Source organism: Acidovorax sp. LjRoot74 (assembly GCF_964254355.1).
Lineage (GTDB): Bacteria > Pseudomonadota > Gammaproteobacteria > Burkholderiales > Burkholderiaceae_C > Acidovorax.
In genome coordinates, this window is the sequence record NZ_CAXUTI020000001.1 from 1,054,691 (window position 1) to 1,067,804 (window position 13,114).

A 13,114-nucleotide genomic window follows, 5' to 3' on the forward strand; every position below is an offset into this window, starting at 1 on the left:
CTCAGGCGCAGAGCGTGAGTTCAAAGGCCGCATCTTCGTTGCAGGCGTGCAGGCGACCATCTCCTTCAAGCCGCATGAGGCGCACGGAAACAATCAGCCGGTTGCCGCTGATCTCGGGAATGAGGTTCAGGGCAGGGTCGATGCGCAGGCGCAGCAGTTGGAACGTGCGCCCTTGTGGCAGATTCTGCTGGAACTGGCCGCGTTCTGCCGCCACCTTCTGGGGGACCCCTGAGTCTCGCAGCAGCTTGAGCAGCACATAGATCGATTCAGCCAGTGGAGCGAGGGTGGACGCCCATTGCTCCAGCGCCTGCTGGCGCACGTCGGGGGTGTGGTGTTGCCACGCGTAGTAGGCAGGCAGATCGAACCCACAGGTGCCACCGGGAATGCCGATGCGGCTGCGGATGCTCATCAGCCAGTCGTTTTCGGTCAGTGCGTGGCCTGATTTCCCGCTTTGTCCGTTCAGTGCTGTGAAGCACCGGTCGAGCTGCGCGATCACAGCGTCCAGTGCCGCCTCCGAGATGGAAGGATTGCCACGGTAACCGTCGAGCTGGTGCTTGTGTTTTTCGATGTCCTTGAGCACGTCCGACTTCAGGTCGGCCCGTGCAGCCACATCCATGATCTCGAAGATCGTGACCAGGGCGAAGTGGTGGTCCAGCGCGTGGGTGCGGGGAATCAGCTCCCCCAACCGGCGGAACAACTGCTCAAGCCGCAGATAGGTTCTGAGACGCTCGTTAAAGGGGTATTCGTAAAGGATCACGCTGGCGGATTCTTGAGGCTCTGGTGCATCATAGCCCGAACAGGGCGGCTGCTTGCCGCACCTGGGCCTGCAATGCGGGCAGCGTACAGCTAGGCCCGTTGGTTATCACGATATCGGCCACTGCCCGACGCGCATGGCGCGTGGCTTGCGACGCGATGATGCCTTGCACTACCTCGCGTGCGAGGCCATTGCGTTGCACGACCCGCTCGATCTGCGTCTCAACGGGACAGTCCACGACCACCACAGCATCCAGCTGGCGCGCCCACCGGCCGGATTCCGCCAGCAGTGGAATGTCGTGCACGATCATGCGGGAGCCTGCGGCAAGGGCCTGTTGCGTCTGCAAAAGGCTGTGGCGGGTCACGAGCGGATGCACGATCGCCTCCAGCCGCGTGCGGGCCTCTGGTTCGCTGAAGGCCAGTTGGCGCATCCTGGTGCGGTCCAAGGCGCCAGAGTCATCCACGAACGTGTCGCCAAATGTGCTGCGGATGGCATCCATGGCATCGCCCTGGGGGCCTGTCACATCGCGTGCGATCTGGTCTGCATCGATCAAGGTGGCTCCGAGCGATACAAACATGCCGCCCACGGTGCTCTTGCCGCTGCCAATCCCGCCGGTCAGGCCCAGGCGCACCGGGCGCCTCTGGTTTGCCATGGTCGAGCTAACGCTATAGCCCCAGCGCGCTCAGCACTGTGTTCAGGATAGCGTTGGGGCCAAACACCATCGCCGTCAGCCCAGCTCCCACCAGGAACGGACCGAACGGAATGTAGCCACCTTCGCGCAGGCTGCTGAAGACCTTCATGGCGATGCCGATGATGGCGCCAATGATCGACGACATCAGAATGATGGGCACCAGTGCTTGCCAGCCGAACCAGGCGCCCAGCGCGGCGAACAGTTTGAAGTCTCCGTACCCCATGCCCTCCTTGCCCGTCGCCAGCTTGAAGCCCCAGTACACCAGCCACAACGACAAGTAACCGGCAGCAGCACCCACCACGGAGGCATGCAGCGGAACGGCAGTCCACTGAAAGGCGGCAGAGAGCAGGCCCGCCCAGAGCAAGGGCAAGGTGATGTCGTCTGGCAACAGCGTGGTGTCCCAGTCGATAAAGGCCAATGCCACCAGTGCTGCCGAAAAGCCGCACCACGCAAAACCGGCCGGGGTTACACCCCAGCGGTAGATGCAGAAGAAGAACAGTGCCCCCGTCAGGAGCTCGACCAGTGGGTAGCGAACGCTGATCCGTGTCTTGCAGGCAGAGCACCGGCCCCGCAGAAAGAGATAACTCAGGACGGGAACATTCTCATACCATTGCACCGCATGCCCGCAACCTGGGCAACGCGACCGCGGGGTCATGAGGTTGAAGGGCTCCTGCGTGCTCGCAGGAGGCTCCGTGCCTTGTTTTTCTGCCTCCAACTGAGCCAGCTCTGCCGCCCATTGCCGCTCCATCATCTTGGGCAGCCGATAGATCACAACGTTCAGGAAGCTGCCAATCAGCAAACCAATGACGCCGCCCAGGGCAGCGCCCGACCAGACCTCGAACTCCATTACACAACCTGCCCCAGTTTGAAGATGGGGAGATACATGGAAACAACGATGCCGCCAATCAGGGTACCCAGGAACACGATGATGATGGGCTCCATCAGGCTGGAAAGGCCTGCCACCATATCGTCCACTTCAGCTTCGTAGAAATCGGCGGCTTTGCCGAGCATGTGGTCAATGGAGCCGGATTCTTCCCCGATGGCGCACATCTGCAGCACCATGGAAGGAAAAACGTTGGCATTGCCCATCGCGGCAGTCAGGCTGGTGCCGGTGGATACTTCTTGCTGAATTCTCTCGGTAGCAAGGGAGTACACGGAGTTGCCTGCAGCACCGCCGACCGAGTCCAGCGCTTCCACTAGAGGAACACCCGCCGCAAACATGGTGGAGAGGGTCCGGGTCCAACGTGCGACGCAGGATTTGTCGATCAGCGCTCCAAAGACGGGCATGCGTAATAGCAAGCGGTCCATGAACATTTGCATCTTCTCGTTGCGGCGCCATGCCTGCATAAAAAAGAAAAAGCCGCCACCCAGAACACCAAAAATCAGCCACCACCATTTAACAAAAATTTCACTCACGGCCATCACAAAAAGTGTCGGAGCTGGGAGGTCGGCCCCGAATGATGTGAAAACTTCCTTGAATGCTGGGATCACGAAGATCATGATCACTGTCACAACAACGAAAGCAACAATAACCACAGAGATCGGATACATCAAAGCTGATTTGATTTTTGATTTGATGGCCTCAGTTTTTTCCATGTAAGTGGCCAACCGGTCCAGCAGTGCCTCCAAGATACCCGCAGCTTCCCCTGCTTCAACCAGGTTGCAGTAGAGGCTGTCAAAATACATCGGATACTTGCGAAAGGCGCCATTCAGTGATGTCCCTGTCTCGATGTCAGCGCGAATGTCATTGAGCAGTTTGGTAACGCTGCCATTTGTATTTCCTCTTCCTACAATATCAAATGCTTGCAACAAAGGGACGCCAGCCTTCATCATGGTCGCAAGTTGTCGGGTGAAAAGGGCAATATCTTTCGGTTTGATCTTTTTGCCAGAACGCATTCGGCGCTTTTTGATCTTTGTCGGAAAAACCCCCTGACGCCGCAAGGTAGCCTGTACTTGATTTTCACCAACTGCGCGAATTTCGCCGCGAACAATTTTTCCGTTGCGATCTTTGCCTTCCCATTCGAAGACAAAATCCTTGATATCTCTTTTTGATGCTACGGTCGCCATACTGCCCTCGTCAGTGGATGCTATTCATTGGTAACTGCCAAGACTTCTTCGAGTGAAGTCATTCCGAGCCTGGCTTTGTGGAGCCCAGACTCCCGCAGCGAACGCACGCCTTCGGCCCGCGCTTGTTCCGCAATTTCCAGGGCGCTTCCATCGCGAAGAATGATGCGCTGGATGTCCTCGGATACCGGCATGACCTGGTAAATGCCGACCCGGCCTTTGTATCCGTTGTTGCAGGCAGAGCAGCCGACGGGGCGGTAGGTGACCCAGGAGCCGTCGATGTCGTCCTCCTTGTAGCCGGCTTCCACCAGTGTTTCGTGGGGAATATCGGCAGGGGCCTTGCACGCAGGGCACAACCTGCGCGCCAGTCGCTGGGCGGTGATCAAGATCACGCTCGAGGCAATGTTGAAGGGCGCTATGCCCATGTTGCGCATCCGTGTCAGCGTCGTCGGTGCATCGTTTGTGTGCAGGGTGGACAACACCAAATGACCGGTTTGGGCGGCCTTAATCGAAATGTCGGCAGTTTCCAGATCCCGGATTTCACCCACCATGATGATGTCAGGATCCTGGCGGAGAAAGGATTTGAGTGCGACAGCAAATGTCAGGCCAGCCTTCTCATTCACATTGACCTGATTGACGCCAGGCAAGTTGATTTCCGAGGGGTCTTCGGCTGTCGCAATATTGACGCCCGGTTTGTTGAGAAGATTCAGGCAGGTGTAAAGGGACACTGTCTTGCCGGAGCCTGTAGGCCCAGTAACAAGAATCATGCCGTAAGGGCGACCAATGGCTTGAAGGAGTCGTTCCTTCTCCACGGGCTCGTAGCCCAGTGCGTCAATACCTAGTTTGGCGCTGCTCGGATCCAGAATACGGATCACGATTTTTTCACCAAACAAAGTAGGCAGCGTGCTGACGCGGAAATCGATGACCCTGTCGGGGCCCACTTTCAGTTTCATGCGGCCATCTTGCGGCACGCGCTTTTCCGAGATGTCTAATCGCGAAATCACTTTGATTCGCGAAGCCAACTTGTCCTTGATGGCGATCGGAGGGGAGGCTATTTCGCGCAGTTCGCCGTCAATCCGAAAGCGTACGCGGTATTGGTGCTCATAAGGCTCAAAGTGCAAATCAGATGCTCGCATATTGAAAGCGTCGAGCAGCATTTTGTGGAGAAACTTGACGATCGGGGCATCTTCGACTTCAGTGACGCCCGTGTCGGCTTCGTCTGGCGCTTCCTCAATGGAAACATCATCAAATTCAAAATCGCCGCCGCCGCTGACCAGCGTATCCATGGATTCGCTGGTGGATTTGGTCGATATTTCAACCAAGCGACTCAGCTTGTCATATTCCGCAATAATCCAATCCACGCCCATCTGCGTGGTGAATTTGATTTTCTCGGCCGCTTCTTGGTCGGTGGGGTCGGCCGTGGCGACAATCAGCCGGTTGTTGCGCTTGCTGAGCACTACAACACGGTAGGCTTGGCATATTTTTCCGTCCAGCAACTCTTTGGGAAGTCGAAGTGGATCAATAGCATCCAGGTCCAGCAGCGGCGCACCAAACACGGCAGAAACGGTATGGGCCAAATCAGCTGCAGATACCGCACCAGAGCCCGTCAGTTCGGCGATAAAACTGGTGCGACTGATTTGTGATTTTTTGTAAATGTCCTCGGCTGACTTTTGGGTCAGTTTGCCAGCAGACATCAAAGCCCGACCCAGTCCGGGCAGGGCTACTGCAGAGGCTTCTTTGGGGACAGTATCAACAGCGGCCATGTAACCGGTATATGTGTTAGGTGTGGAGAAGAAACCATCCTATCATCACCGATCGCACAGAGGGTGTACAGCGCTGGATATTGGTAACCGCGCCACAGGCGGCGCAAATGCGCGTGCGATTGATTTGTGGTCGGGGTGAGAGGATTCGAACCTCCGGCCTCTACGTCCCGAACGTAGCGCTCTACCAGGCTAAGCTACACCCCGTGAATTGCAATACATCCGTTTGTGAGCGGAGTGGGCGTTTTAGTTGCGTCGAGCTAACAACTGCGCGGCTAATTCTAGCAAGGCCTTTGAATGCGCATTGGCTGGGAGTCGGTCTGCGGCGGCCATGGCCCGGCGTGCTTCGGCGAATGCGGCTGCGCGAGTGACATCCAAGGCTCCGGTGGCTCGAACAATGAGGATGATCTCGCTCAATTGTTCTGTTGAGCCTTGTTCGATGGCCTGGCGAACAATGAGGGCCTGGCTGGGGGTTCCTCGCTCCATGGCGGCAATCAATGGCAGCGTGGACTTGCCTTCGCGCAAGTCGTCGCCCAGGTTTTTTCCCATTTCCGAGGCATCGCCGTCGTAATCCAGGACGTCGTCAATGATCTGGAAGGCGGTACCCAACGCTTGCCCGTAGGTGGCGCATGCTTCTTCGATTTCGGGTGTGCTGTCGGCGAGTACGGCGCCAAGTCTGGCGCTGGCTTCGAACAGCTTGGCTGTTTTGGAGCGGATCACGCGCAAATAGCCCGCTTCGTCCAGCGAGGCATCATGCATATTCATGAGCTGAAGTACCTCACCCTCGGCGATCACGTTCGTGGCTTCCGAGAGGATTTCCATGATCCGCATGCTTCCTGCTTCCACCATCATCTGGAAGGAGCGGGTGTGCAGGAAGTCGCCCACCAGCACGCTGGCTGGATTGCCGAATGTCTCGTTGGCCGTGGGTCGGCCCCTGCGCAATGTGGATGCGTCCACCACATCGTCATGCAGCAATGTAGCGGTGTGAATCAACTCGACCACCGCTGCGAGACTGAATCGATGGGCGCCGCGATAGCCCAGTGCGCCACACACCATGAGGAGTAGCGCAGGGCGCAGGCGTTTGCCTCCGGCGGCAATGATGTACTGCGATATCTGGGCGACCAGCGGTACGCTGGACGTCAGGCGCCGCCCAATGACCTGATCGACCTCGTGCATGTCATCGGCAACGAGCGTGAGGGGGGAGGCTGTGGGGGCGGTATGGTCAGTCAAGATGGCGGTCACAGAAAGTGCCCGGATTATAGGAAGGCCTGAGCGGGGCCATTGCAGCGCAGGCGTTGCTTGTTGTGCTGGTCTGTGCAGGGGCTGGACGCTTTTCTAGCGATGCGCTATACTCATTGGCTCTGCAGAAATCCGTCTGCGGAACTCATATCAAGAGGTCAACATGTACGCGGTCATAAAAACCGGCGGCAAGCAGTATCGCGTTGCTTCCGGCGAAAAAATTAAAGTAGAACAGATTGCTGCGGACGTAGGCCAGGAGATCGTGATCGACCAGGTTCTGGCTGTCGGCAACGGCGCTGAACTGAAGGTTGGTACGCCCCTGGTGTCCGGCGCAACCGTGAAAGCCACTGTGGTGGCCCACGGCAAGCACGACAAGGTGCACATCTTCAAGATGCGCCGTCGCAAGCACTATCAAAAACGCCAAGGCCATCGCCAGCAGTTCACCGAACTGCAAATCGGTGCGATTGCTGCTTAAGCGAAGGAGCTGAGTCATGGCACAGAAAAAAGGCGGCGGCTCTACGCGAAATGGGCGCGACTCCAAGCCAAAGATGCTGGGTGTCAAGGCGTTCGGTGGTGAACTGATCAGCGCAGGCTCGATCATCGTGCGTCAACGTGGCACGCGTTTCCACCCCGGTACCAACGTCGGTGTCGGCAAGGATCACACCTTGTTCGCCCTGGTGGACGGCCACGTGTCGTTCGGCACCAAGGGTGCATTGTCCAAGTCCACGGTCAATGTGACTCCCGCCTGAGGAATTTTCCTCCGGCAAGCAACGAAGCCCCGCTTTGCCGGGGCTTTGTTGTTTGGTCTGTACGGGTGGCTGTTGCATGCCGTCCGCCTGAGGCGCCTGGAAGGCGCTCCGCTGTTCCGCCACAATCGGCCGTTGGCTGTCGGTCGGTCCGGCGCCTTTTTGTAAACTGGATATTCCATGAAGTTCGTCGATGAAGCCTTTATTGACATTGCTGCCGGTGACGGTGGCAATGGCTGCGTGTCGTTCCGGCACGAAAAATACAAGGAGTTCGGCGGGCCCAATGGGGGCGATGGTGGGCGTGGGGGGCATGTGTTTGCCGTTGCCGATCCCAATCTGAACACCTTGGTGGACTTTCGCTACTCGCGCCGGCACGAGGCCAAGCGTGGAGAGCATGGCATGGGCTCTGACATGTTTGGCGCGGCTGGCGCCGACATCACCCTGAAAATGCCCGTGGGCACCATCATCACCGACGCGGAAACGGGTGAGGTGCTGTATGAGTTGCTCAATCCGGGCGAGGTCATCACCATCGCCAAGGGCGGGGATGGCGGGTTCGGCAACCTGCGCTTCAAGAGTGCCATCAACCGTGCACCCCGGCAGAAAACGCCGGGCTGGCCGGGTGAGAAAAAGAATCTGAAGCTGGAGCTGAAAGTGTTGGCCGACGTTGGCCTGTTGGGCATGCCCAACGCTGGCAAGTCCACCTTCATCACAGCGGTTTCGAATGCCCGGCCCAAGATTGCCGACTACCCCTTCACCACGCTGCATCCCAACCTTGGCGTAGTGCGTGTGGGCCCCGAGCAGAGTTTTGTGGTGGCAGACATCCCTGGCCTGATCGAAGGGGCCTCGGAGGGGGCGGGGCTGGGTCACCAGTTCTTGCGCCATCTCCAGCGCACGCGCCTGTTGTTGCATATCGTTGATCTGGCGCCCTTTGATGACGCAGTGGATCCGGTGGCGCAGGCCAAGGCCATCGTCAACGAACTGAAGAAGTACGACCAACAGCTCTATAGCAAACCCCGCTGGCTGGTGTTGAACAAACTCGATATGGTGCCCGCCGACGAGCGCGAGGCGCGTGTCAAAGACTTTGTGAAGCGCTTCAAGTGGAAGGGGCCGGTGTTTGAGATTTCTGCGTTGACGCGTGAGGGCTGCGAGCCTTTGATCCACGCGATCTTCCGCCATGTGCAGTCGGAACAGCGCACGGAGAACGAGCCCGTGGAAGTGGACCCCCGGTTTGCCGGAGACGCGCCTGCCTAGTGCCGAGTGCTGCGGGTTCCGTCATGGGATTGCTATATTTTTAATAGCTGCTAACGCTTGATGAGCGCGCGGTAGTGGCCCAAATTGATTGAAACAATGGTTTCCAGCGTATTGCGAGATGCCCGCCGCATCGTAGTGAAGGTGGGTTCCAGCCTTGTGACCAACGAAGGCCGTGGCCTGGACGAAACCGCCATTGGTGAATGGAGCCGCCAGCTGGCAGCCTTGGTGCGTGGTGAGGGCGGGGCCGCGCGCGAGGTGGTGATGGTGTCCAGTGGTGCCATCGCCGAGGGCATGAAGCGTCTGGGCTGGACCACGCGCCCGCAGGAAATCCACGAGCTGCAGGCTGCAGCGGCCGTAGGGCAGATGGGCCTGGCGCAAATGTACGAAACCAAGCTGCGCGAAGAGGGCATGGGCAGTGCCCAGGTGCTGCTCACCCACGCCGACCTGGCCGACCGCGAGCGTTATCTGAACGCACGTTCTACTTTGCTCACGCTGCTGCACTTGGGCGTGGTGCCGGTGATCAACGAGAACGACACGGTCGTCAACGACGAGATCAAGTTTGGCGACAACGACACCCTGGGGGCGCTGGTGGCCAATCTGGTCGAGGCCGATGCGCTGATCATCCTCACGGACCAGAAAGGTTTGTACACCGCCGATCCGCGCCGCGATCCCTCCGCGCAATTTGTGCACGAAGCCAAAGCGGGGGATTTGTCCCTGGAGGCCATGGCCGGGGGCGCAGGCTCCAGCATTGGCAGGGGCGGCATGATCACCAAGATCCTGGCGGCCAAGCGGGCTGCGGGTTCGGGCGCCTCCACTGTGATCGCCTGGGGGCGTGAGCCGGATGTGCTGCTGCGCTTGGTTGGGGGCGAGCCCTTGGGGACGCTGCTTGTCGCACAAACCCAGAAGAAACAGGCCCGCAAGCAATGGATGGCCGACCACCTGCAACTGCGGGGCTCGGTGGTGGTGGATGCCGGGGCCGCCGCCAAGGTGCGCGACGAAGGCAAGAGCCTGTTGCCGATTGGTATGACGGCGGTGGAGGGCGACTTTTCGCGGGGTGACGTGATTGCCGTGCGGGATGCCTCTGGGGCTGAAATTGCACGTGGCCTGGCCAACTATGCGGCTGCTGAGGCGCGCTTGCTGTGCCGAAAGCCTTCGGCCGAGTTTGAAAAGCTGCTGGGTTATGTGGCCGAGCCAGAAATGGTCCACCGCGATAACCTGGTTTTGGCTGCGGGGGCTTGATCGCCTGAGCGCCAGAACCCCTTCTTGAACGCTTGTGTGCTCCGGCGCATTGCTGTCCAGCCAATAAAAAAGCCTGCAATTGCAGGCTTCTTTATTGGTGGCTGAGGAGCTCAGCGGGGTGTGGTGGTCAGTGGTGGAATCCCATCAAGCTCCCCGGGCATGCTGTTCTGTGGGTCAGGATCAAAACTGGCGCCGGGTGGCAGTTCCATGCCCGGATTGATCAGCATGGACCCTGTGCGGTACATGCTGGTCCCTGCGTGTTCGCCTTCCCGTGTCCGCATGCCACTGCGGAGATAGCGGTTGCGTTGTTCGTGCCGTGGTAGATAGCGCGACAGTTCGGTCAAGGCCATTTCGTAGACCCCGCGCTTGAACTCCACCACCACATCCAGAGGCACCCAGTAATCGTTCCAGCGCCAAGCATCAAACTCGGGGTGGTTGGTCGCGCGGAGATTCAAGTCCCAGTCGTGGCCCACCAGTTGGAGCAGATACCAGATTTGCTTCTGGCCCTTGTAATGTCCGCGCGCATCGCGGCGGATGTACCGGTCAGGCACCTCATAGCGCAACCAGTCCCGGGTGCGGGCCACCACGCGCACGTGGTCAGGCAATAATCCCACCTCCTCGTGCAGCTCGCGGAACATGGCCTGCTCGGGGGTTTCGCCCCGGTCAATGCCACCCTGCGGAAACTGCCAGCTGTGGGTGCGTATGCGCTTGCCCCAGAACACCTGGTTTCTCTGGTTGAGCAGGATGATGCCGACGTTCGGCCGAAAGCCGTCCCGGTCAAGCATAATCAAACCCCAAATTTTTAAACTGTGTCCATTATGCACGGCGCCTAGCGCGCAGCAAGTGGACGGCCCCGTTCCGCCTGAAATCGATTCCGATGAAAGCCTCCCAATTCTTTATCTCCACCCTCAAGGAAGCCCCGGCCGACGCAGAAGTGGTCAGTCACAAACTCATGACGCGGGCAGGGCTGATCAAGAAGCTGGGCGCGGGTATCTATAACTACATGCCTATGGGCCTTCGGGTCATCCGCAAGGTGGAGGCCATCGTGCGGGAGGAAATGAACCGCGCAGGTGCCGTGGAGCTGACCATGCCCGTGGTGCAGCCCGCAGAGCTGTGGCAAGAGACGGGTCGCTTCGACAAGATGGGCCCCGAGCTGCTGCGCATCCAGGACCGTCATGGCCGTGACTTCGTGGTGCAGCCGACCAGCGAAGAAGTGATCACTGACATCGCACGCCAGGAGCTCAAGAGCTACAAGCAGCTGCCGAAGAACCTCTACCAGATCCAGACTAAGTTCCGCGACGAGCGCCGTCCTCGCTTCGGCCTCATGCGCGGCCGCGAGTTCATCATGAAGGATGCCTATAGCTTCGACCGCGACCAGGTGGCCGCCAAGGCCAGCTACCAGGTGATGGCCCAGGCCTACCGCCGCATTTTTGACCGCTTCGGCCTGACCTACCGTGCGGTGGCGGCTGACAGCGGTGCCATCGGTGGCGACCTGTCGGAAGAGTTCCAGGTGATCGCGGCCACCGGCGAGGACGCCATCGTCTACTGCCCACAGAGCGACTACGCCGCCAATATGGAAAAGGCGGAGGCCCTGGCGCCTTCCGGTCCACGCCCTGCACCCGCCAAGGCCATGGAAAAGACGGCGACGCCCGGCAAGAGCACCTGCGCCGACGTGGCAGAGTTGCTGGGTGTGCCTTTGAGCACCACCGTGAAGTCCCTGGTCTTGGCCACGGACGAAACCAACGAGGCAGGCGAGATTGTCAAGAGCCAGGTCTGGCTGCTGCTGCTGCGTGGCGACCACGATATGAATGAGATCAAGGTGGGCAAGGTGCCTGGCCTGGCAGGCTTCCGTTTTGCCACTCTCTCCGAAATCGAGGACCACTTTGGCTGCAAGCCCGGCTACCTGGGCCCCATCGGCCTGAAGAAGCCCCTCAAGATTGTGGTGGACCGCGAAGTGGCACAGATGGCTGACTGGATCTGCGGCGCCAACGAGGTGGACTTCCACATCACCGGCGTGAACTGGGGGCGCGACCTGCCCGAACCCGATGCGGTGGCCGACCTGCGCAATGTGGTGGCAGGCGACCGCTCCCCCGATGGCAAGGGTGAGCTGGCCATCGAGCGCGGCATCGAAGTGGGCCATGTGTTTTACCTCGGCACCAAGTACAGCAAGGGCATGAACGCCACCTTCCTGGGTGACGATGGCAAGCCCGCGTTCTTCGAGATGGGCTGCTACGGCATTGGCGTGACGCGCCTGCCTGCGGCGGCCATCGAACAGAACCACGATGAGCGCGGCATCATCTGGCCCGACGCGATTGCGCCTTTCACCGTGGTGATCTGCCCTGTGGGCATGGACCGCAGCGAGGCCGTCAAGGCTGCTGCCGAGCAGCTCTATGCCGACCTGCTGGCAGCCGGCGTGGATGTGATCCTGGACGACCGTGGTGAACGCCCCGGCGCCATGTTTGCCGACTGGGAGCTGATCGGCGTGCCCCACCGCGTGACCATTGGCGACAAGAGCCTCAAGGAAGGCATGGTCGAGTACCAGAACCGCCGTGATACGGCAGCCACCAAGGTGGCGGTGGCAGACATCCTGGCCCACGTGAAGGGCCGCATGGTGGTATGAGCATGAGCGAGCGGGACGCCCACGCATCCTCCGTGGTGCCGCCTGGCGCGGTGGCGGGACTCTCGCGGCGCGCATGCCTGCTGGCCACTGCTTCGCTCGCAGCGCCAGCTGCCTGGCTGGCCGCGCCGCAGGCGGCGCACGCAGGCGGGCAGCTGGAAGAGCCCTTGATGGATTCCGTGCGCACGGCGCTGAGTTCGGCCATTGCCAACCAGGCGCCGCCCGAGCCCGAGTTTTTCACCACCGAGGCCCGCCTGCACTACCTGCGCTGGCTGGGCACCCAGAGCGACCGGCTGCGCCGCCGCAAGCCCGAGTGGGAGGTACGCCGCGACTTTTTGCAGACGGTCTGGTACGAGTCCAAGCGTGCGGGCCTGGATGTGTCGCTGGTCCTGGGGCTCATCCAGGTGGAGAGTGGGTTCCGCAAATTTGCCGTGTCCAGCGTTGGTGCCCGGGGCTACATGCAGGTCATGCCGTTCTGGACGCGGGTGATCGGCGATGGCGATGCGGGCAAGCTGTTCCACATGCAGACCAACCTGCGTTTTGGCTGCGTGATCCTGCGCCACTACATTGACCGGGAGCAGGGCAACCTCTTCATGGCCCTGGGTCGTTACAACGGTAGCCGTGGCCGCTCACCCTACCCGGATGCGGTGTTTGGTGCCCAGCGCAGTTGGGCGTTTGCCGACAGGCCTGCGGGGGCGCCTGCCGCATGACGGGTGGGCATTGGCGGAGCATGGCAGCCAGCGGGCGCGCACA

13 protein-coding genes and 1 tRNA gene are annotated in these 13,114 nt (G+C 60.0%); 6 read left to right on the forward strand and 8 right to left on the reverse strand.

All coding sequences use genetic code 11. The features are described from left to right. Position 1: 1 nt before the first annotated feature. From zapD to ACSQ3O_RS04940, 7 genes are all read right to left on the reverse strand, one after another. Positions 2-757, reverse strand: coding sequence for a cell division protein ZapD (gene zapD, locus ACSQ3O_RS04910; RefSeq protein WP_137746798.1), 756 nt, complete (start codon positions 755-757; stop codon positions 2-4). Positions 758-785: 28 nt separating this feature from the next. Then, positions 786-1,406, reverse strand: coding sequence for a dephospho-CoA kinase (gene coaE, locus ACSQ3O_RS04915; RefSeq protein ID WP_436138049.1), 621 nt, complete (start codon positions 1,404-1,406; stop codon positions 786-788). A 13-nt stretch (positions 1,407-1,419) separates the two neighbouring features. Next, positions 1,420-2,292 (reverse strand): prepilin peptidase, encoded by an 873-nt coding sequence (locus tag ACSQ3O_RS04920; protein ID WP_436138050.1) that lies wholly within the window; start codon positions 2,290-2,292, stop codon positions 1,420-1,422. Then, the gene (locus ACSQ3O_RS04925; protein ID WP_436138051.1) at positions 2,292-3,512 is read right to left on the reverse strand and encodes a type II secretion system F family protein; all 1,221 of its coding nucleotides are present in this window, start codon (positions 3,510-3,512) and stop codon (positions 2,292-2,294) included. Before ACSQ3O_RS04925 ends, ACSQ3O_RS04920 begins: the two co-directional genes overlap by 1 nt. A 20-nt stretch (positions 3,513-3,532) precedes the next feature. Continuing rightward, positions 3,533-5,272, reverse strand: a complete 1,740-nt coding sequence (pilB, locus tag ACSQ3O_RS04930) for a type IV-A pilus assembly ATPase PilB (protein WP_436138052.1) — start codon at positions 5,270-5,272, stop codon at positions 3,533-3,535. 127 nt (positions 5,273-5,399) lie between these two features. Next, positions 5,400-5,476: transfer RNA gene (locus ACSQ3O_RS04935), tRNA-Pro, on the reverse strand. 39 nt (positions 5,477-5,515) lie between these two features. Continuing rightward, positions 5,516-6,445, reverse strand: a complete 930-nt coding sequence (locus ACSQ3O_RS04940; RefSeq protein WP_436141076.1) for a polyprenyl synthetase family protein — start codon at positions 6,443-6,445, stop codon at positions 5,516-5,518. A 226-nt stretch (positions 6,446-6,671) separates the two neighbouring features. Here ACSQ3O_RS04940 and rplU point away from each other — a divergent pair, with 226 nt between their 5' ends. From rplU to proB, 4 genes are all read left to right on the forward strand, one after another. Further along, the gene (rplU, locus tag ACSQ3O_RS04945; protein ID WP_005794184.1) at positions 6,672-6,983 is read left to right on the forward strand and encodes a 50S ribosomal protein L21; all 312 of its coding nucleotides are present in this window, start codon (positions 6,672-6,674) and stop codon (positions 6,981-6,983) included. A gap of 16 nt (positions 6,984-6,999) precedes the next feature. Next, positions 7,000-7,257 carry a 50S ribosomal protein L27 gene (rpmA, locus tag ACSQ3O_RS04950; protein WP_005794180.1) on the forward strand — a complete coding sequence of 86 codons (258 nt, stop codon included), beginning with the start codon at positions 7,000-7,002 and terminating at the stop codon, positions 7,255-7,257. Between the two features lie 177 nt (positions 7,258-7,434). Then, positions 7,435-8,505, forward strand: coding sequence for an Obg family GTPase CgtA (cgtA, locus tag ACSQ3O_RS04955; RefSeq protein ID WP_137746772.1), 1,071 nt, complete (start codon positions 7,435-7,437; stop codon positions 8,503-8,505). Between the two features lie 96 nt (positions 8,506-8,601). Further along, complete coding sequence (gene proB / locus ACSQ3O_RS04960; protein WP_436138053.1) at positions 8,602-9,744, forward strand: glutamate 5-kinase; 1,143 nt, start codon at positions 8,602-8,604, stop codon at positions 9,742-9,744. Positions 9,745-9,854: 110 nt separating this feature from the next. Here proB and ACSQ3O_RS04965 read toward each other — a convergent pair whose 3' ends face one another. Continuing rightward, positions 9,855-10,529, reverse strand: a complete 675-nt coding sequence (locus ACSQ3O_RS04965) for an RNA pyrophosphohydrolase (RefSeq protein ID WP_436138054.1) — start codon at positions 10,527-10,529, stop codon at positions 9,855-9,857. 92 nt (positions 10,530-10,621) lie between these two features. Between ACSQ3O_RS04965 and ACSQ3O_RS04970 the strand changes: the two genes are divergently transcribed. Both ACSQ3O_RS04970 and ACSQ3O_RS04975 read left to right on the forward strand, forming a co-directional pair. Beyond that, positions 10,622-12,364: a proline--tRNA ligase gene (locus ACSQ3O_RS04970; protein WP_436138055.1), complete on the forward strand. Its 1,743-nt coding sequence runs from the start codon at positions 10,622-10,624 to the stop codon at positions 12,362-12,364. A 2-nt stretch (positions 12,365-12,366) separates the two neighbouring features. Beyond that, positions 12,367-13,071 carry a lytic transglycosylase domain-containing protein gene (locus ACSQ3O_RS04975; RefSeq protein ID WP_436138056.1) on the forward strand — a complete coding sequence of 235 codons (705 nt, stop codon included), beginning with the start codon at positions 12,367-12,369 and terminating at the stop codon, positions 13,069-13,071. The last annotated feature ends 43 nt before the right edge of the window (positions 13,072-13,114 follow it).